The organism is Actinophytocola sp. (assembly GCF_049647105.1).
Lineage (GTDB): Bacteria > Actinomycetota > Actinomycetes > Mycobacteriales > Pseudonocardiaceae > Actinophytocola.
The window spans coordinates 1-19,860 of sequence record NZ_JBARWZ010000072.1 but is presented as its reverse complement, the minus strand read 5'-3'; the positions used below and the strand labels follow the sequence as shown (position 1 = coordinate 19,860).

Below are 19,860 nucleotides of genomic sequence, written 5' to 3'. Positions count from 1 at the left end.
GGCCGCCGCACGTAGATTTGAACAATCGCCCTGGGGCCGGGGCGACGTACTCTCCTGTGCTCGTCGAGAAATGGCAAGGAATGGCTGCGCTGCACTGTGCCCCGAACCCGACGTTCCGCATCCTCGGTCCGGTGGACGTGGAGGGGCCTGACGGCCCGGTCCGCATCCCGCCCGGTCGCCAGCAGGTCGTTCTCGCGTTCCTGCTGCTGGAGGCGAACCAGGTGGTCAGCATCGACAACCTCGTGGACGCGCTCTGGGACGACGACCCGCCGGACACCGCACGCACCCAGGTGCAGATCTGCGTGTCCCGCCTGCGCAAGAACCTCGCCGCCGGTGGCGTGAACGTCGTGATCGACACCCGCAGTCCCGGCTACGTGCTGCGGGTGTCCGGAGACGACCTCGACGCGCACACGTTCACCGCGACGGTCACCACCGCCCGGCTCGACGCGAAGGAGGGCCGCACCGCCGAGGCGGCGAGCCTGCTGCGCACGGCGGTCGCGCTGTGGCGGGGCACGTGCCTCGCGGGCATGCCGAGCAGCGCCCTGCGGACCAGGGCGCTGCGACTCGACGAGGACCGCCTCAGCGCCATCGAGGACTACCTCGAGCTGGAGCTGCACCTCGGGCGGCACCGCAGGCTCGTGGGGGAGATCAAGCACCTGACGCACGAGAACCCGCTGCGCGAACGGCTCCGCGCGCTGCTCATGATCGCGCTGTACCGGTCCGGCAGGCAGGCCGAGGCACTCGACGTGTATCGCGAGGGCCGCGACATGCTGATCGACGAACTGGGCCTCGAACCGGGTCCTGAGCTGCGGCTGCTGGAGAACGCGATCCTCGCGGGCGACGAGCACCTCCCGTTCGGCGGCTCGGTCCCGCCCACCGCGCCCGCGCCAAGGGAACCCGAGCCCCCGAGCGCGGAGCCTGCGGTGTCCCGGACGGTCTGCCCGCGCCAGCTGCCCGCCGACACCGCGGACTTCGTCGGGCACGAGACCGTCCTCGACGCCGCGGAGACCGTGCTGACCGGCGGCCACCGCGCGGTCGGCGTGGTGGTGATCACCGGGCGGCCCGGCGTCGGCAAGAGCACCGTCGCGGCACATCTCGGCCACCGCGTCGCCACCGACCACTTCCCCGACGGTCAGCTGTACTGCGACCTGCGCGGCACCCGCGCAGAGCCGAGCGCGGCGTTCGACGTGCTCGGCCGGTTCCTCGGCGCCCTCGGCATCCCCGGCCCGGTGATCCCGTCCGACCTCGACGGCCGGTCCGACATGTACCGCACGCTCCTTGCCGAGCGGCGGGTCCTCGTCGTGCTCGACGACGCGACGAGTGAGCGTCAGGTCCTCCCGCTGCTCCCGGGCAGCAGCACGTGCGCCGTCGTCGTCACCAGCCGTGCCCGGCTCACCGGTGTGCCCGGCGCGCACCGGGTCGACCTGCCGGTGCTCGACGCCGACCAGTCGCTCGCGTTGTTCGGTGCGGTGCTGGGCGCCGACCGGGTGGCGGCCGAGCGCGCCGCGGCCGAGGCGCTGGTCGCGACGGTCGGCGGACTACCGCTCGCGGTGCGGATCATCGCGGCCCGCCTCGCCGCGCGGCCGCACTGGACGCTCGCGTCGATGGTGCACCGGCTCGCGAGCGAGCGGCACCGGCTCGACGAGCTCGCCCACGGCGAGATGACGATCCGTGCGAGCCTGTCGCTCACCCACGACGGCCTCGACGACCGGTCTCGCGAGTTGTTCGCCCTGCTGAGCCAGTTCGACGGGCCGTCGGTCCCCGGCTGGCTGGCGGGTGCCGTGCTCGACGACGACCGGCGCTTCCCGTCGGACCTGCTCGAGCCGCTCGTCGACGTGCAGATGCTCGAGGTGTCCTCGGTGGCGCCGACCGGCGAGTTCCGCTACCGCTTCCAGGACATGCTGCGGCTGTTCGCCAGGGAGAAGGCGGTCGCCGAGATCGCGGCGGACCGGAGGGCGGGTGCGGTCGAACGGGTCGTCGGCGGCTGGCTCGCGCTGGCGGAAGAGGCGCACCGGCGGGTGTACGGCGGCGACTTCACCGTGCTGCACGGCGATGGTGTCCGCTGGCGACCGGACCCGGAGTACGTCGACCAGGCACTGACCGACCCGCTGGACTGGATGGCGGGCGAACGGGAGAACCTGTGCGCCGCCGTGGGGCAGGCGGTCGACGCCGGCCTGCATGAGGCGGGCTGGGACCTCGCGGTCACCGTCGCGACGCTGTGCGAGCTGCGCGGCCACCTCGACGAGTGGCAGCAGACGCACCAGGTCGCGCTCGCCGCGACCCGCGCGGCGGGCAACATACGGGGCACGGCGGCGCTTCTCGGTTCGCTGGGCACGCTGCACCTGACCCGAGGCCAGAACCGGCGCGCGCACGAGACGCTCGGCGCCGCGCTGGCCGAGTTCGTGACGCTCGACGAACCGCGTGGTGCGGGACTGTGCCGCCGCGACCTGGCGCTGCTGGCCCGGTACGCGGGCGACGACGAGCTGGCGCTTTCGTTGTACGGGCGGGCGATCACCGACTTCGCGCGGGTCGACGACATCGTCGGCCGGGCGACCGTGCTGACGCAACGTGCGCACATTCTGTGCCTGCGAGGCGAGTTGGGGACCGCGCGGGCGGACCTCGCGGAGGCGATGGAGATCAACCGGGGCGTCGGCTACGCGGGCGGCGTGGCACGTGCCCTGCGGCGGCTCGGCCAGGTGCAGTCGCGCAGCGGCGCGCATGACGACGCCGAGGTGACGCTGGTCGAGGTGCTGGCGATGGTGCGCCGTAGCCGCGACGTGATCGGGGAGGGGCACCTGCTGTTCAACCTCGGCGAGGCGACGGCCGCGGCGGGCAGGCTCGACGTGGCCCGCGGCTGGTTCGAGCAGGCGCTGGAGATCCGCGAGACGATCATGGACCATCGCGGATGCGCGGTGGTCAGGACCGCCCTCGCCGATGTCCTCGCGCGGATGGGGGAACGGCGGCGGGCGGCGGAGTTGCTGGAAAGCGCGGTCGCGGTGTTCGCGGAACGGGGCATGGACCGGGAACGCGCCGCCGCGGACCGGATGTTCACCGAGATCACGGCGGATGATGAGCGGTAGCCGTACTTCTCACGCGTGGTAGCCGTCCAGGCGTGACAGGACGTACAGCATGACCTCGTCGGCGCCGCCGCCGATGGACCACACGGGACTGTCCCGGAAGAAGCGGGCGGTCCACATCTCTTCCATGTACCCGACGGCTCCGTGGAACTGCAGGCACGTCGCGGAGATCTCGCGTGCCAGGCGGCCCGCCTCCAGCTTCGCCACGGTCGCGAACCGGTTCACGTCCTCACCCCGGATGTAGGCCGCCGCGGCCGTGTAGTTGTAGTGCCGCAGAAGGTCCAGTCGCGCACTCAGCTCGGCCAGCGTGAAGTTGAGGTGCTGGTTCTCGATCAGGGGCTTGCCGAAGACATCGCGGGTCTTCAGGTAGTTCGCGGTCCGGGTGAGGGCCGTCTCCATGCCACCGACCGCGGCGTAGCTCAACGCGAGGCGCTCGTTCTGGAACTGGCTCATCTGCTGGTAGAAGCCCTGACCGAGCTCACCGATCGTGTTGCTGACCGGGACCCGCACGTCGGTGAACGTCAGCTCGGCGGTGTCGGAGGAGCGCATCCCCAGCTTGTCGAGCTTGCGTTGGACCTGGCAGCCAGGTGTGCCCGTCGGGACGATGATCTGCGAGAGGCCGCCGTAGCCGGGCCGGTCGGACGTGCGGGCCAGCAGACAGACCCAGTCCGCCTGGGTGCCGTTGGTGATGTAGGCCTTCGCACCGTTGATCACCCAGTCGTCGCCGTCGCGCACCGCGCGGGTGCGCAGGGCGGTCACGTCGGAGCCGGCATCGGGCTCGGTCACCGCGACCGAGCAGACCGCATCGCCCTTGATCGCCGGGACCAGGTACCGCTGCTTGAGTTCCTCGGTGCCGAAATGGTGGAGCGACGGGGTCGCCATGTCCGTCTGGACACCGATGCCCAGCGCCACCCCGGCGGGGCCGACGCGGCCGAGCTCCTCGTGCAGGATCACCGTGCAGAGGTGGTCCGCGCCCTGGCCGCCGTACGCCGTGTCGTACTCAAGGCCGAGCAGGTCGAGCTTGGCCATCTTCGAGAACAGCTCGTGCGCGGGGAAGATCCCCTTCGCTTCCCATTCCTCCGTGTACGGCCCGATTTCCGTCTCGGCGAAATCCCGGACCAGCTTACGAAGCGCGTTGTGCTCAGCGGTGAAGACAGCCATTTTCACTCCGATGGACTCGCGGTCGGTGCGGCCTCGCTCAGAGGAGGGCGAGCAGCTTGGGCGTGTACAGGGCATCCGCCGACACGATTCCGGCCACCATGTCGAGGTAGGTCGTGACGAGCTCCGGATCGGACTGCACGGCCCGCAGCAGGGCGAGCCGCTGCTCGGAAGGCGAAGTCAGCCGGGCGACGCCGAGTGTGGCCTGGTAGCCCGGGGTGAAGGTCTCGTCCCGGTCGTCGGCGAATCGGGCCATGGCGGTGTCGAGCCGCGCGGGGTCACCGCCGAGCGCGCCTCCTATCTCGCACACGAGGTCCTCCGCCTGCTGGAACGCGTCGGTGATGCCGCGTGCCGTGATGGAGTCCTTGTGATGCCCGGCATCGCCGACGAGCACCCAGCCGGGTCCGGTCGCCTGCCGGAAGAAGTTCTGCTGGTCGCCGCTGCCGTGCAGGCGCTCGACGGGCGCACTGCCGCGCAGCCGCTCGTACAGTGCGGGAGCGGTGGTGCGTATCTGCTCCTCGTAGGCGCGCCGCGCGTCGGTGCGGATCTCCTCGAAGCGGGACTGCGGGAAGTACGCCTGCACGAGGGTCGCCTCGTCGTTGGTGCGCACGGCCGCCACCCAGCTGCCGGGCCGCTCGTACAGTTCCACGCCGTCGACGGGCACATCGCGCCAGTACGTGTGGTACGCGCAGGACATGAGCGGATGCCGCACGGTGTACGGTGCCGCCACCAGCTGGGCGATGGTGGAGCGCATGCCGTCCGCGCCAATCACCAGACGCGCGCCTTCGGTGAAGGTCTGGCCCCCGTGTCTGCCCTCGACACCGACGACCCGTCCCGCCTCGTCCCACCGCAGCCCGGTCACCCGACAGCGCTCGCGAAACTCGGCACCGGCCCTGACGGCCGCGTCCACCAGCAACGCGTCCAGGACACGGCGCCGAGGGGCGAACTTCGCCCGCTGTCCCGCCACACCCCCGGCATACCCATCGATGCGGATGTCGGCGACCTCGTAGATGGTTCGTGAAAGTGGCGGGCAGCCCGACGCGCGGACGTGTTCCAGCACCCCCCAGCGGGCGAGTGCCGCGATCCCGGGCTGGTGGACGAGATGCGTGGAGAGGGTGTCGGAGCCGTACGCCGACTTGTCGAGCACGAGCACCCGGTAGCCGGCGCGGGCCAGCAACAGGGCGGTGGGCGCGCCCGCGCAGCGCGCCCCCACGATGATGGCGTCATACATGCGGATGCCTCACAATGAACGTCGGTGAGCGGTGCCTGGCCTATGCGTCCTGCCGACGCCGCTCATGTCGTCGGAACCACCGCCGACGCGAACGAGTTGGCGGGTCTGGCGATGGCCGCGAGCCGGCGTCGGTCGACCTTCCCGGTCGTCGTGATGGGTAGCTGATCCACGACCGCCCAGAGGCCGGGCACCATGTACGACGGCAGCTCCTCACGCAGGCGGTCTCGCAAGCCGGCGGGCGTGACCGTCGTTCCCGGTGTCAGCCGGACCGCGGCGACGAGTCGCTTGTCGAGGCTGTCGCCGTCCGTGACGGTCACGAACGACTCCTCGACGCCATCCTGGGCGCGCAACGACTCACTGATCGCGTGCAGCTCGATGCGGAAGCCGCGGATCTTGACCTGGTCATCCGCCCGTCCCAGGAAGCGGAGCTGGCCGTCCCCATCGATACGGGCCAGGTCCCCGGTGCGGTACAGGCGTTCCGGCACGTCCGGTGAGAGAAAACCAAACGCCCGGTCGGTCTCCGCCTCGTCGTTGAAGTAGCTCGAGGCGAGGCCGTCTCCTGCGGCATACACCTCTCCGACGGCCCCCGGCGTCAGCAGCCTCCCACGTTTGTCCAGGACGTAGATCCGCGTTCCCGGGACGGGAGCACCAACGGGAAGGGGCCCATCGATGCTCGCGGGATCACGGACCGAACAGGTCGTCGTGAAGACCGTGTTCTCGGTTGGACCGTAACAGTTCGTGATGACGAGACCCGGGTTCTTCGCCAGAGCCTTCCTGACGTGCTCGTGGGGCACCACATCTCCGCCGGTCATGAGATGCCGCAGGCCGGCCAGCGACTCGCCGGCGAATTCCTGTACGAGCCCGAAAAGGCCCGCCGTGAGGAAGGCCACGGTGATCCGACGCTCCTCGAGAAAAGCGCCGATCTCGTTCGGGAACAGCACTTCCGGTGGACAGATCTCCAGTGTCGCGCCCGTCAACAGGGTGCCCCAGAGCTCCAGCGTGGACGCGTCGAACGCGAGTGGTGCCAGGCGAAGGCAGCGCTCACCCGGACCCAGCGCCAGATACTCGCTGTCGTGGACCAAGCGGATCACACCACGGTGCGGTATCGCCACACCCTTTGGCTGACCGGTCGAGCCCGACGTGAAGGCGATATACGCCAGTCGGCTGGGATCGGGCAGGGCGGGGGCCGCGGTCTCTCCGGCACCCTCCCAGCCCTGACGCCATGAACTCACCAATGGCACGCCATATGGCGCGAGACGGTCGGCCGCGTCGTCGGCCACGACCGCGGCGGCGGGAGCTGCCTTTGCGAGGATTCTCGCGGTATGGGACGCGGGTTGTGTCAGATCGGCGCCGAAATACGCGGCACCCGCCCAGAGTGTGCCCAGCACGGCCACGACCTCCGCCACCGACCGAGGAACACCGATCAGCACCGTGTCGCCTTCTCCGACGCCCGCCGCACGCAGCAGGCATGCCTGTTCTGCCACGGCGATGGCCAGTTCGGAGTACGTCAGCGCCGACTCCGCGTCGCGCACGGCCAACGCGGTGGGCCATCGGTCTACCGCGTCGCGGAAGAGTTCGTCCACGGATGAGTCGGGGAAGACACGGCTTGTGTCGTTGATGGCGTCGAGGATCCGTCGTGAAGCCGGGGAGACGCAGCGGATGTCCGCCAGCGTCACGCCAGCACCGTCCGCCTCGGCAAGCTGTGCCACGGCGGCCAGGTAGTCCATGAGGAACCTCTCCTCCTCACCTCCCGGCCACAAGTCCGCCGCGTAGTCGACGTGACCGGCAAACGACTCACCGGCGTCGTCCAGCCGCACCGCGATGTCGAACCGGGGTCTGACGGCGGTCGTCTCCGGGTCGGGTTGGCCGGCTACCCAGAAGTGCACCTGGACGAGCGGATGACTCCGGTCGGACCGCGTGACGCCCAGCCGCGTGACGACGTCATCGACAGGAAACTCTCCCCGGCGCAAGCTCCAGGTCAGCGATTCATGGACGCCGAGGACGAATGCCGCCGGCGTCAGGTCGTCGTCGATGTCGATACGAACCGGCACGGGGCTGGCGCCGCCGACGCCGACCAGCAGGGTGCTCACGCCGGTCAGCCTGGCCATCGTGAGGCCGAAGGCGGCCAGGAGAATGGCGGAAGACGGCACGTCCAGTGCTCGCGACTGCCTGCGTACCGCCATCGCGGTTTCGGCGGACAGCTCGATGGGGCGACGGCTGCCGTGCGCGTCGACCTGAGGTGGCCGACGTCTGTCCGACGGTATCTCCAGCATCGTCGGCACCGTCGCCAGTCTGTCCGCCCACAGTTCGACCGTGTTCGCCGTCATTACTGAGGCTCGCCGCGATCATCGCCAGCTAATGTGCCGAGCAAAGCGGCCTGCTTACGCATCGTCGGGGCACGGAGGACATCAACGGCCTTGATCGTGAGCCCCGATGACTTCGCGAGCTTCTCGATGAGAGAAATGAGTACGAACGAGTCGCCGCCCGCGTCGAAGAAACTCGTGTCGGCGTCGGGCGTGTCGTAACCGAGTGTGTCCCGCCAAGCCGAACGGACGAGATCGATGAGACGAGACTGATCCTGGACCTGCGTGTCGGTATGACGAGAACTTGTCACGTCTGTCATGGTCCACCTCTCCAATTGACTGGCTGAGGAACAGGAGTATTTCGGGCGCGGTTCGAACCTCGCCCCAGTCGAGGCGAGTACGGGTGCCGCTGGGTTCTCCGGGTCTACTTCAGACGGTCGCCGTGCCGGACCCGACGAGGTCCAGTACCTGACGCAGGTCCGCGAGCAGCGCGTCCTCTTCGGGTTTGAGGTAGAAATGTCCGCCGGGCAGCACCCGGAGCCGGAAGGCGCCTTGCGTCATGTCCGCCCAGCCCCGAATCTCCTCCGGAGTCACCTCGGTGTCGTCGGCACCGGCGTAGGCGTGGATCGGGCAGGTGAGTGGGGGCCGCGAGCCACCGGAATAGCCTCCCACCAAACGATAATCGTCGCGGACCGCGGGGAGCACGGCCTCCCTCAGGATGGGGTTCTCGAAGGCCGGTGCACGGCTCGCGTCCAGGCTCACGACATGCGCGATGATGTCCTCGTCCGTGGTGGGGACCATCCGGCCGCCGGCCAGCGCGTGCGGTGGCTTCGTCCCGGACACGCACAGGACGGCCGGTGGATACCCCCGGTCCTGTAGGCGCAGTGCCACCTCATGTGCCACCGTGGCCCCGAAACAGTGACCGAACAGCACCATCCGTTGCCGTGCCAGCTCACCGAGCGCGTCGGCGATGTCGTCCGCGAGGGCTTCCAGTCCGGACGGGAACGGATCGTCGAACCGCTCCTCCCGGCCCGGGTACCGGACGGCCATGACGCCGATGTCCGGCGGCAGTCCTCGTGGCCAGGTGCGGTACTGCCCCGCCACGGAACCAGCGTGGGGAAAACAGACCAGTTTCGTCGCACTCTCGTCGTCATCACGGAAGCGGCGTACCCAGCGCTCCTCCACCGAGTTCGTCATCGAATGGGTCCCCTTCCCAGGAATACGGCGGATATCGCCAACTTCCAGACCTGATTCCGATCGGCGAAAGGATACCGCCGAAGGTCAGGAAGATCGCTTATCCGATCGTGCGATGACTCGGCGTGGATGTTCCACAGCCGCCAGTGCCCGGCCCCCGGTTCAGTGTCCGGCCCGTCTTTGAGGACATTGCGCCTGTCCTACAACTGGGACACAGAACCAGCAGGTCCCCGGACTCGGGATCAACCCAAACGGAACGTCTAACCGGACCGTTCGGTCCAGCGCGTTCCGCCGGTCGCCCGCACAGTCGCGGATTCGCACCGGATCCCTTGACAGGGTCAAAAAGGACGCTGACGCGACCGGTTCACGGCGGACAGACACGGGCGCGAGCAGTGAGACCTGAATGTGTCTCGCGTCACAGCTTCGATCTTCCGGAACTGCGCGGACCTCGTCTACGACTCATTACCTGGCGTCATTGGCCGGTCACTCCTGAGGGCAAGCCCCGTGCTGACCGAAGCTCGGCCTCGCGACCCGGAACACGACGAGATTCTGGGAGGACCTGATGCGCAACGACCTCGGCCGCGCCGGGAGTGGACCTTGATCAGCCGCGTGATCGACTTCGTCAAGGTGAGTCCCACGCAGAACATGACCGTCCTCGTGCGAACGGAGCACCCGGAGGAGGAGTACCCGGACATCGCCCGGCGGATGATGGCCTACGAGCACGTGCACGCCGAACAGGTCGGGTTCGTGAGGAAACCGGAGTCGTCGGACGTCGATGTCGGCCTCCGCATGGCGGGCGGTGAGTTCTGCGGCAACGCGTGCATGGCGCTGGCGGCGCTGAACGCGTTCGAGGCGGGTCTCGAGACCGGCGACAGTCTGGACGTGGTGCTGGCAGCGTCGGGGACGACGGCCTGCGTCAGGTGCCGGGTCGCGAAGCGGCGGCACGACTACGGTTGCCGGCTCGCGATGCCGGTGCCGACGGCCGTGGAGGACGGCGCGCGGGCGGGTGGCGTCGGCGCGGGGTCGGCCTTCGTCCGCTACGACAGTTCGCTGTATGTGGTCATCGAAACCAGTCGGCTCGACCGCTCCACCATGGAGGAGGCGCAGACGCTGGCGCGGCGACTTGGCGAGTCACGGGACGTGTCCGCTGTCGGCGTCATGTTGTACAGCGCGGAATCGAACCGCCTGATCCCGCTCGTCCACGTGCCCTCCGTGGGCAGCATGGTCTGGGAAAGGGGCTGCGGATCGGGTACGGCCTCGCTGGGTGCGTACCTGGCCTGGAAGAACGCCACGTCCGTCACCACGACCGTGATCCAGCCAGGCGGGACCATGGGCGTGACGGTGAGCTACGAGCGAGGTGGCCCGATGGGCATCGAGGTCGAGGGATCGGTCCGGATCGTGGCGGAGGGAAGAGCGTACTTATGAACGGCACGACAGACCTGCTGCTGTTGATGGATGGGTACCTGACCAGTCTCCGGGCAGCGGCCGCCCGGTACGACGAGACCGTGCGCCACAGTTCGGAGATGGCGCGCGTCGTTGGCGACTACTCCGGGTTCGTGACGGACAGTCGCCATCATGAGGCCTGGCACACGCTCGTACGAGAGGGCACTGCTGAGTTCACGAGTCTCGTTGCCGAACTGAGAACGCAGTCCTCCCGCTGCGCGGCGATCATGGAGAAGTACCGCGCCCGCCACCTTCTGGACGGCCGCACCGAAACCGCCGGGTACTTCGACAACGTCGAGTCCTGCATCGAGGAGGAGTTCGGGACCTTCGAGCTGACCCCCGCCGCCAAGGTGCTGCTCGTCGGCTCCGGCTCGTTCCCGATGACCCCGGTGTACATCGCGAGGCGGACCGGCGCCAGTGTGGTCGGTGTCGACATCGACCCAGAGGCCGTCGAACTCGGCAGGCGGGTCGTGACGAAGCTGGGGGCCGACGACCTGGACATCAGGCTGGAGAAGACATCGGTGGAGGACCTTGCCTTCACCGGGGAGGCCTCGCATGTCATCTTCAGCTCGACCGTCGCGGTCAAGTACGATCTTCTGCACAAGATCCACTCATCGACTCGCGACGACGTCGTCGTGGCCATGCGGTACGGCGACGACCTGAAGTCACTCTTCAACTACCCGTCCCGGGAGGTCGACCGGCGGAAGTGGCAGCTGGCCGAGAAGGTGCTGCGTCCGGAACAAGTCTTCGACATCGCGCTGTACCAGAAGATGTGACGAAATCCGCGGGTGGATCGGGGCGGGGAATGAACGATTTCGACCGGGTTCTGATCGCGGGCACCGGGCCTGCCTCCGTGCAGCTGGCGGTCGTGCTGAAGAACCGGCTCGGGTGTGTGGTGGGCATCGCGGGCAGGGAGTCCGTCCGGTCGGACGCGTTCTTCTCCGGGCTGCGGCAGAACGGTGGGCGGATCCGGGTGGACGTCCAGAGCGACAAGAATCGCGACGCCGAGGGCGAATGCGTGGTCGACGAACGGTTCCAGGGGTACCGATCGGTCGCGGGCAAGTGGCACACCCTGGTCCTGGCGGTGACCGCGGACGCGTACACGCGGGTCGTGGACGAGATGGATCTCCGGGTTCTGGAGCACGTCAGGTGCGTCGTGCTGGTGTCGCCGACCTTCGGGTCCAACAGCCTCGTGCGGAACTTCCTGCGCGGCCGGGGCGTGGACGCGGAGGTGATCAGCCTCTCCAGCTATCTCGGTGCCACCCGTTGGCACGACAAGACGCCGTCGCCCCGCGTGTTCACCGCGGCGGTCAAGAAGCGGCTGTACGTCGGTTCCAGCCGAGGCCGGTCGGAAAACCTGGACGTGCTGTGCGATCTCCACGGACAGCTCGGCGTCGCCACGCCGGTCATGGCCGGCCCGATGGAGGCGGAGACCAGGAATATCTCCCTGTACGTCCACCCCGCGCTGTTCATGAACGACATCTCGCTGAACGCGGTGTTCACCGAGTCCGGCCCCGTCAAGTACGTGTACAAACTGGTCCCCGAAGGGCCCATCACGCCCTCTCTGATCAGCGAGATGGTGAACCAGTGGAAAGAGCTGACGAACATCGTCGGCAAGTTGGGCATTCCGGGCCTGAACCTGCTCCGGTTCATGGTCGACGACAGCTACCCGGTGCGCGAGGAAAGCGTCGCGCGCCGGGACATCGAGCGGTTCGAGCAGCTGCCGCCCATCCACCAGGAGTACCTGGTGTACGTCCGCTACGCCTCGCTTCTGGTCGACCCGTTCTCCGAACCGGATGCCGACGGCAGGTACTTCGACTTCTCGGCGGTCCCCATCCGCCGGGTCTTCGCCGACGGCGCGGGACGGTGGGACGTGCCGAGAATGCCCCGGGAGGACTACTACCGGACGAAGATCATCCAGGGGATCGGCCGCCACGTCGGCGTGGACTGCCCGACCATCGACACGTTCATCGCACGGTACGAACGCGCGATCGAGGCAGCGGCCATGGCCCGCGCGGGCACGCCGCTGTCGGACGCCTTCGAGGTGCGGGATTTCCGCGAGGACCTCGACCTGATCCGCGGCGCGCTGGCGGCGACGTCGTGACCGCGGACCGCATGGAGGGCAAGGAGACCGGCCACCTCACTTCAGCGGCGGCCGCTGCCGACACCTCTGCGGCACAACCGATCGGCGACTGGCGCATCTCCAGGGCGGTGTTGCCGACCCTGATCGCGTCGGTGGTCGGGTTGATGCCGTTCACCGTGTACAGCACCTACCTCGTGGCGATCACCGATGACGCCGGGGAGAGCGCCGCGGTGGTGGGTGCGCTGCGCGGCCTTGGCGGCATCGGGGCCGTGGTGGTCGGCATCGTCGTCGCACCACTGATCGGACGGATCGCCCCGGGCAAGGTCGCCGCCTGGTCACTGCTGCTGCTGGCGGCGGCGTCCCTGGTCGGGACGATCGCCTGGCTCCCCGCGCTGGCGGCCTTCTGCCTTCTCATCGGCGTGTCGAACGCCGTGCTCTATCCCGCACTGACGACCGCGGCGGCGGACCGGTTCGGCACCAGCCCGGCCGCGGCCCGAGCCGCGACCCTGGTGTCGGCGACGCGGACACTGGCCGCCACGCTGGTCGTACCTGTGCTCGCCTTTCCCGCGCTGCTGTGGGGATGGCGGGGGGATCTGGTCGCGATCGCGGTGATCGCGACCGCGCTGATGCCGGTCCTGCTCCGGTACGGACGAGTGGGACACAACGACACCGCACCGCGCCACGGCTACTTCGCGGCCTTCCGGGCGCTCGCGGCCGTGCCGGGTGCCCGTGCCATCATCGTCCTGTCGTTCGGGCAGGCCGCGGCATTCCAGGGATACCAGGCCTACATGGCCGTGTACTACTCGGACCAGTTCGGGCTGACACCCGGCGTGTTCGCGTTCGTGTGGACCCTGAGCGGCGGGGCGTTCTTCCTCGGCAACCTGTTCACCGGGCGCCTGGTGAACAGGACCGAGTCCGACCGGCTGGCCTGCCGCGCGCTGCACGTGTGCCTTGTCGTGGCACTGATCTCACTGTTCGGGGTGTTCCTGGCTCCCACCCTGCCGCTGGCACTGGTCTCCAGCGCGGTGCTGTCCGCCAGCCACGCGGTGGGCGTGGCGGCGTCGGTGACGCTGTTGGTCCGTCGCTGCGACACACTTCGCGGCACCGCCCTGTCCCTGAAGGCCTCCAGCATGAGCCTGGGACTGTTCCTCGGCGCGGCCGCCGGGGGTGCCGGCCTCGCGGCGGGCGGCTACCTTGGCGCGGCCGCCGTCTTCGGCGGATTCACCGCGCTGTCCGTCGGTGCCGCCACTGCGGTGCGAAGTCGTGTGTGAAGCACGTCACAGTCGGTCCACCGCGAGAACTGGCGCATGGCCGTCCCCGACCTATTCAACGTCCGTGATCACCGAACCTGTGGAGGTTTGTCGATGAATGATCGCCGCGATACGCGCGTGGTGGACCCGCGCCGTGCCAGGTTGGGAGTGGCGGCGCTGTTGCTTGTGCCTGTCCTGGCGAGCGGATGCGCCCAGGGTGACGCCGTGTCGCAGGCGAACGGGACCGCCGGGGCGTCGGACCACTACCCGGTCACTGTCGAGAACTGTGGCCGCCAGGTCACATTCGAGAAGAAGCCCGGCCGGGTCTACCTCGGGTTCCAGCCGGCCGCGGAGCTCTTCTTCGGCCTGGGGCTGGCCGACCAGGCGATCGCCCAGATCAAACCCATGGACACCCCCCTGTCAGAGCAGGCCGCCGACTTCGAGCGCGTCGCGGACGAGTCGCCGGACGCCTACGTCCCGGTCGGCAAGGAACAGATGCTCGGCCTCCGGCCCGACATGCTCTTCGCGTACGTCAACTCCGAGTACGGCGGACCCCACCAGCTCTCGCCCGGGCTCGCCACGCTCGAGGACCTCGGAAACATCGGGGCCAACGTGTACGCCCTCGTATGTCCGGACGACAAGCAGATCAAGATCGACTTCACCTATCGCGCGATCACCGACCTCGGCGCCATCTTCGACGTGGAGGACCGCGCGAAGCAGGTGGTCGACGACATGAAGGCACGGATCGCCGACGTGCAGCGCCGTGTCGCGGGCCGGGAGCCGGTGCAGGTCTTCTACTACTACGGCGGTGAGGGACCGATCACGACCGGGTCCCGCGACGCCTTCGTCGACGAGGTGATCCGGATGGCGGGCGGCAAGAACGTCTTCGGGGACGTCGACGGGGGACGCCGGGGCTTCCTCAACGTCCCGCTCGAGAAGGTGGCCGCCACCGATCCCGCGGTCTTCCTGGTGGGTGCCAGCCCCAACGACGACACGGATGCCGAGGCGAGCACCAGCTACCTCTACCGCGCGTTCCCGGAGATGAAGGCCAGCAAGGACCGGAAGTACGTGCTGACCACCGACTCCGCCAACACACCGGGGTGGCGTTTCGTCGACGTCATCGAGGACCTCGCCCGGACCCTGCATCCGGACGCCTTCACCGACGTGCCTGCCTCGTCCCCGGCGACCACGGCGAGCCGATGACCTCCTCCGCGCAGGACACCGGCCGACAGACGGAGACGACCGCCGCCCCGGTGGTGCGCCGCCGGGGCGGCCAAGTCGCGGTGCTGGCAGGCCTGGTCGCCGCGGTGCTGGTCAGCATCCTGCTGGCGACCGGACTCGGGCCGGTGATGGTGCCGGTGCGCGACACCGTGCAGGTGGTGCTCTACAAGATCTCCTCGGACTGGTTCGCCCCACCCGGCGACCCGGTGTTCGCCTACATCGTGTGGGAGTTCCGGCTGCCCCGCGCGCTGCTGGGCGCGGTGGTCGGCGGAGGTCTGGCCGCGGTCGGGGTTGTGCTGCAGGCGGTGGTGCGCAACCCACTGGCGGACCCCTACCTGCTCGGAGTCTCCTCAGGGGCGTCCTTCGGCGCCGTGCTGGTGCTCGTGCTCGGCGCCTCGGCCGCCGCCGGGCTCGGCCTGTCGTCGGCCGCGTTCGCTGGCGCCCTGATCGCGACCCTGCTGGTGTACATGCTGGCCCAGCGCGGGGGTCGCGTGACCCCGTTCCGGCTGATCCTGGCCGGGGTGTCGCTGGCGTACCTGTTCCAGGCCCTCTACGGCCTGCTGTTGCTGCGCGCCAACCCGCACGACGTGCAGGGCGTGCTGATCTGGCTGTTCGGCAGCCTCGGCTCCACGGCCTGGAGCGACGTTGGCATCCCAGCGGCGGCCGTGGTGGCGGGCACGCTCTACCTGACGACCCAGGCCCGGCCGCTGAACTCGCTGCTCGCCGGGGAGGAGACGGCCGTCGCCCTCGGCCTCGACGTCGGCCGGTTCCGGATCAGGATGCTGGTGGTCACCTCGCTGATGGTCGGCGTGATGGTGGCCGTCAGCGGCGCGATCGCGTTCGTCGGGCTGATCATCCCGCACCTGTGCCGGATGCTCGTCGGGTCGGACCACCGGCGGCTGCTGCCGGTGGCGGCGTTGACCGGGGCGGTGTTCCTGGTCCTGATGGACCTGGCGGCCCGCACGGTGATGTCGCCAACCGAACTCCCGCTCTCCATCGTGACGGCGGTGTTCGGGGTGCCGTTCTTCATCTGGCTGCTTCGCCAGCGCGAAGTGGGACGGGAGGCACGGTTCGGATGACCGGCACAACGAACGGCGAGGTCATGCCGCCGCAGGTCGTGGTCGACGGGGTGTCGGTGACACTCGGCGGCACCCCGATCGTGTCCGACGCGGGGCTGACCGTCGACGACGGGGAGATGGTCGGCATCGTCGGCCCGAACGGCAGCGGAAAGTCAACCCTGCTGCGGGTCATCTACCGCGCCCTCCGCCCCGCGGCGGGTGTGGTGCGGGTCGACGACCACGACGTGTGGCAACTGACCGCCCGCCAGTCCGCGCAACGAACCGCCGCGGTGGTGCAGGAGAACGGAAGCGACTTCTCCCTCACCGTCGCCGACGTCGTCGCGATGGGCCGCAACCCGCACAAGGGGCCACTGGACCGCGACACCGCCGCCGACCACGAGATCTGCGCACAGGCCCTCGCCAGGACCGGGACCACGGTCCTGGCCGGACGCGACTTCGACACCCTCTCCGGCGGCGAGAAGCAGCGGGTGCTGCTGGCCAGGGCACTGACCCAGCAGCCCCGCCTGCTGGTGCTCGACGAGCCGACCAACCACCTGGACATTCGTTACCAGCTGGAGCTGCTCGACCTGGTCCGCACACTCGGCGTCACCACGCTGACCGTCATGCACGACCTCACACACGCGGTCACGTACTGCGACCGGGTCTACGTCACGTGCCGGGGCCGGGTCGTCGCGGACGGGCCACCGGCCGACGTGCTCACCCCGGAACTGGTGGCCGACGTGTTCGGAGTCCGGGCGCGCAGGTGGGTAGACCCCGACACCGGGCACACCCACCTCGGCTTCTCGCGCCTGCCGGACATGAACAACGGCAGGGTCCCCGCAGGCTCGACATCTGCCCTCGTTAGGAAGGAAGGCTCGTGACCGCCACCAACCTGACCGCCCCGTGGTCGGACCTGCTCGCCCGATGGGACGGGCAGCAGACCGTCTACGTCAAGGCTCGCGATCGCCTGTACGAGGCGCTGTTCGAGATCCTCACCCACCTGCGCCCGGCCGAGAACCTCGTGGTGCTCGACCTCGCCTGCGGCCCCGGTGCGATCAGCAGCCGCCTGCTCCGGCGGCTGCCGGGGGCGAGGTCGGTGGCCGTCGACATCGACCCCGTGCTCCTGGCGATCGGGGAAGGCGCGCTCGGCGACCAGGACGGCCGCCTGCGCTGGGTCCAGGCCGACCTGCGCGACCCGGACTGGACCACCGCGCTCGGCGCCGACGGCGCGCCGGGGACCTTCGACGCGGTGCTGTCCAGCACCGCACTGCACTGGCTGGACCCGGCCACCCTGGTCGCGACCTACCGGCACACGTACCAGCTCCTGCGCCCCGGCGGGGTCCTGCTCAACGCCGACTACCTCCCGCATGCCGACGGCAGCAGGTTGCGTGCGGCCTGCGACGAGATCGCCCTTGAACGGCGCAACCACGCGCTGGCCGACGGCGGGGAGTCCTGGGAGGCGTGGTGGGAAGCCGTGAGCGCCGAGCCCGCGCTGGCCGACGCGCTCGCCAAGCGCGCCACGCTGTGGCCCGATGGCGCACGGGACTGGACCGGCGCCACACACCACTTCCAGGAAAGCGCACTGCGCGAGGCCGGGTTCGCGGAGGCGGGCGTCGTCTGGCAGGACCTCCAGACGGGCATCATCGCCGGACTCCGGTGACACCGAGCCCGTCGCACAAAGCGGACGACAACCGGCTTCCCGATCACGGGCAGAGGTTCTGACCCCCTTCTGGGCATTGGTAAACGTTGGGCGCCGGGTTCTCGCTTGTTCTTCGCCCTGTGGGGCGGCCAGTGTCCGGCGGCGGGGTTGGCCGCCGGACACTGGATTCTTCGTCGTTCATTGGGTGGAGGTCGTCGTCATCCCGGCGGTGGTTCGATCGCCCGCCGGGAGCGGCCGCGTCGTCAGGTCAGTCCCAGGGGTCGCTGGGCGGCGGGGTGGGCGTGCCAGTGGCGGTCGAGGTCGGGTCGGAGGGGGTCGCCGGGTCCGCGGTGGCGGTGGCCGCACAGGCAGACAGGGCTGCCGTGGTGAGGACGGCGGCGATGACGGCGGTGCGGGCGGTGGCGGCGATCGTGCGGAACACGGTGTTTCCTCTCGACTTTCACTGGTGCCGGGCTGGGGTTTGGCTCGACTCCTCCGACGTTAAGGACCGGCTTTATCCCGGGGTTATCCCGGCGTTTGCACCTGACCGTCCCGCGTCTTGCCTGGTGGCGGTCGGTGCGCTGGGTTAACCGCGGGATGCCGGGGTGATAGCGGTTCGGAGCGACAGTGGGGCCGTGCAGACCGCGCGACCGGAGGGACGAGTGATGGCCTACCCCGCACTGGAGGACGAGACCGCGATGCGGTTCGGTCCGTTGTTACGCAGGCACCGCGCGGCCGTCGGCCTCACCCAGCGCATGCTCGCCGACCTGTCCACGGTGAGCGTCCGCGCGATCCGTGACCTCGAACGCGGGAAGGCCCGGCCCCGTCAGGACACCGTGCGGTTGCTGACCAGTGCGCTGCGGCTCGGCCGTTGTGCCAGCGACGATCTCGAGCTGGCGGCGGGTGGCCGTACGGGGCGGGCGCTGCGTGACGAGTACGGGCCGCGCATCGCGGCGCCGCCCACCGTGCTCGCCCCCATGTTCGGGCGGGACACCGAGCTTGGTGCCGTCGTGCGTGAGGTCGCCGACGGTGGCGGGCGGCTCCTCACCGTGCACGGACTGCCCGGCGTCGGCCGGACCCGGCTCGCCGCCGCGGTTGCCGCCGACCTTCACCGCACCGGGATGCCCGTGTTGTGGGTGACCGCGCCGCACGCGGACGGCCCGCTCGGCCAGCCGGTCCGTGACCCTCGGCTCGCCGACGTCGTCGGGGCGCTCGGCGCCGCGTTGTTCGATCCGGCCGCGCCCGCTCCTTCGCTCGCCGCGTTCCTCGGTGACCGCGACACCCTCCTCGTGCTCGACGGCGTCGGCACCGTGCGTCCCCGGGCCGACGTGCTGCTCGGTCTGCTCGGCGACTGCCCACGCCTGCGGGTGCTCGTCACCGCCGACGGGCCTTGTGGGCTGCCCGGCGAGCGGCCGTTCCTCCTCGCTCCCTTGCCGGTGCCTGCCAGTGGCGAACCTCGTGAGCTCGCAGAGGAACCCGCCGTGCGCCTCTTCGTGCACCACGCCGCCCGGCACCGGCTCTCCGCCGCCGACGCGCCGGACATCGCCGCCGTGTGTGCGCTGACCGACGGCCTGCCACCCGCGCTCGCCGCCGCCGCGTCCTGGCTCGAGGTCTACGACCTGCCGACGCTGCGCGACCTGCTGCGTGCCGACCCCGGTGCGCTCGTCGGTGCCGATCTCATGGCCCGGCTCGGTGCCAGGGTCGCCGTGCTCACCCCCGCCGACCGTGCCGCGCTCGCCGGTCTGGCCGGTCCCGCCCGCACCCTCGACGAGGTCGCCACCAGCACCGGCCGCACCATCGCCGCCGCCGGTGCGCTCGTGCGGGACCTGCTGCAGCGCGGCCTGATCGGTGCCCGTCACGCGGCCGGGCACTCCCGGTTCGCCGTGCCCGCGCTCGTCGGGGCCCTGCTGTGAGGGGATCACCCCATGACCGGATCACCGAGGATCGGTGTCGGGCGCCTCGGCGCCCGCGACCCGCTCTGCTTGTTCGTGCCATCCGACGCACCCACCGTGGTCGCGGCCAGGGCTGAGGAAGGCGACCATCTGACCCGTGCGGTGCGGTGGGCGCTGACCGTGCTCGGCCACGGCCACCGCGGCGGCACGCTGCTGTTCCTGGCCGATGGCGCGCCGACCGCGCTGGACGAGTGCCTCGCCGCGGCGATGGCGGTCGACGACGCGGTCGCCGGTGGGCACCGGCCCGGCGC

17 protein-coding genes and 1 riboswitch are annotated in these 19,860 nt (G+C 69.8%); of the genes, 11 read left to right on the top strand and 6 right to left on the bottom strand.

Annotated features, from left to right (window positions below; translation table 11 throughout):
* Nucleotides 1–131 precede the first annotated feature (131 nt).
* Nucleotides 132–3,080: an AfsR/SARP family transcriptional regulator gene (locus WBA97_RS09015; protein WP_424230270.1), complete on the top strand. Its 2,949-nt coding sequence runs from the start codon at nt 132–134 to the stop codon at nt 3,078–3,080.
* Between the two features lie 9 nt (nt 3,081–3,089).
* On the opposite strand, the gene WBA97_RS09010 is transcribed toward WBA97_RS09015, so the two are convergent.
* The 5 genes from WBA97_RS09010 to WBA97_RS08990 form a co-directional block, all read right to left on the bottom strand.
* Nucleotides 3,090–4,238 (bottom strand): acyl-CoA dehydrogenase family protein, encoded by a 1,149-nt coding sequence (locus WBA97_RS09010; protein WP_424230269.1) that lies wholly within the window; start codon nt 4,236–4,238, stop codon nt 3,090–3,092.
* Between the two features lie 37 nt (nt 4,239–4,275).
* Nucleotides 4,276–5,466, bottom strand: a complete 1,191-nt coding sequence (locus WBA97_RS09005) for an FAD-dependent oxidoreductase (RefSeq protein ID WP_424230268.1) — start codon at nt 5,464–5,466, stop codon at nt 4,276–4,278.
* A gap of 62 nt (nt 5,467–5,528) precedes the next feature.
* The gene (locus WBA97_RS09000) at nt 5,529–7,793 is read right to left on the bottom strand and encodes an amino acid adenylation domain-containing protein (RefSeq protein ID WP_424230267.1); all 2,265 of its coding nucleotides are present in this window, start codon (nt 7,791–7,793) and stop codon (nt 5,529–5,531) included.
* Nucleotides 7,793–8,089: a phosphopantetheine-binding protein gene (locus WBA97_RS08995; RefSeq protein ID WP_424230266.1), complete on the bottom strand. Its 297-nt coding sequence runs from the start codon at nt 8,087–8,089 to the stop codon at nt 7,793–7,795. Before WBA97_RS08995 ends, WBA97_RS09000 begins: the two co-directional genes overlap by 1 nt.
* Before the next feature lie 109 nt (nt 8,090–8,198).
* A complete protein-coding gene (locus WBA97_RS08990; protein WP_424230265.1) occupies nt 8,199–8,966 on the bottom strand; it encodes a thioesterase II family protein in 768 nt (255 codons plus the stop codon).
* Nucleotides 8,967–9,167: 201 nt separating this feature from the next.
* Nucleotides 9,168–9,342: riboswitch (cobalamin riboswitch) on the bottom strand.
* Nucleotides 9,343–9,560: 218 nt separating this feature from the next.
* On the opposite strand from WBA97_RS08990, the gene WBA97_RS08985 reads away from it, so the two are divergent.
* From WBA97_RS08985 to WBA97_RS08950, 8 genes are all read left to right on the top strand, one after another.
* Entirely contained in the window at nt 9,561–10,388 is an 828-nt protein-coding gene (locus tag WBA97_RS08985; protein ID WP_424230264.1) for a hypothetical protein, read from the top strand.
* On the top strand, nt 10,385–11,182 hold the full coding sequence (locus tag WBA97_RS08980; RefSeq protein ID WP_424230263.1) for a methyltransferase domain-containing protein: 798 nt from the start codon (nt 10,385–10,387) through the stop codon (nt 11,180–11,182). The genes WBA97_RS08985 and WBA97_RS08980 overlap by 4 nt, the downstream gene beginning before the upstream one ends.
* A 29-nt stretch (nt 11,183–11,211) precedes the next feature.
* A complete protein-coding gene (locus WBA97_RS08975; RefSeq protein ID WP_424230262.1) occupies nt 11,212–12,510 on the top strand; it encodes an opine metallophore biosynthesis dehydrogenase in 1,299 nt (432 codons plus the stop codon).
* Nucleotides 12,507–13,760, top strand: coding sequence for an MFS transporter (locus tag WBA97_RS08970; protein WP_424230261.1), 1,254 nt, complete (start codon nt 12,507–12,509; stop codon nt 13,758–13,760). The genes WBA97_RS08975 and WBA97_RS08970 overlap by 4 nt, the downstream gene beginning before the upstream one ends.
* Before the next feature lie 93 nt (nt 13,761–13,853).
* Nucleotides 13,854–14,942 carry an ABC transporter substrate-binding protein gene (locus tag WBA97_RS08965; RefSeq protein ID WP_424230260.1) on the top strand — a complete coding sequence of 363 codons (1,089 nt, stop codon included), beginning with the start codon at nt 13,854–13,856 and terminating at the stop codon, nt 14,940–14,942.
* Nucleotides 14,939–16,039, top strand: a complete 1,101-nt coding sequence (locus WBA97_RS08960; protein ID WP_424230259.1) for a FecCD family ABC transporter permease — start codon at nt 14,939–14,941, stop codon at nt 16,037–16,039. Before WBA97_RS08965 ends, WBA97_RS08960 begins: the two co-directional genes overlap by 4 nt.
* Nucleotides 16,036–16,899: an ABC transporter ATP-binding protein gene (locus WBA97_RS08955; protein WP_424230258.1), complete on the top strand. Its 864-nt coding sequence runs from the start codon at nt 16,036–16,038 to the stop codon at nt 16,897–16,899. Before WBA97_RS08960 ends, WBA97_RS08955 begins: the two co-directional genes overlap by 4 nt.
* A complete protein-coding gene (locus WBA97_RS08950; RefSeq protein WP_424230257.1) occupies nt 16,896–17,678 on the top strand; it encodes a class I SAM-dependent methyltransferase in 783 nt (260 codons plus the stop codon). Before WBA97_RS08955 ends, WBA97_RS08950 begins: the two co-directional genes overlap by 4 nt.
* Before the next feature lie 247 nt (nt 17,679–17,925).
* On the opposite strand, the gene WBA97_RS08945 is transcribed toward WBA97_RS08950, so the two are convergent.
* On the bottom strand, nt 17,926–18,099 hold the full coding sequence (locus tag WBA97_RS08945; RefSeq protein ID WP_424230256.1) for a hypothetical protein: 174 nt from the start codon (nt 18,097–18,099) through the stop codon (nt 17,926–17,928).
* A 223-nt stretch (nt 18,100–18,322) separates the two neighbouring features.
* On the opposite strand from WBA97_RS08945, the gene WBA97_RS08940 reads away from it, so the two are divergent.
* Both WBA97_RS08940 and WBA97_RS08935 read left to right on the top strand, forming a co-directional pair.
* On the top strand, nt 18,323–19,570 hold the full coding sequence (locus WBA97_RS08940) for a helix-turn-helix domain-containing protein (protein ID WP_424230255.1): 1,248 nt from the start codon (nt 18,323–18,325) through the stop codon (nt 19,568–19,570).
* Between the two features lie 12 nt (nt 19,571–19,582).
* Nucleotides 19,583–19,860 (top strand): hypothetical protein (locus WBA97_RS08935; RefSeq protein WP_424230254.1); only part of this gene is annotated, 278 nt, incomplete at its 3' end.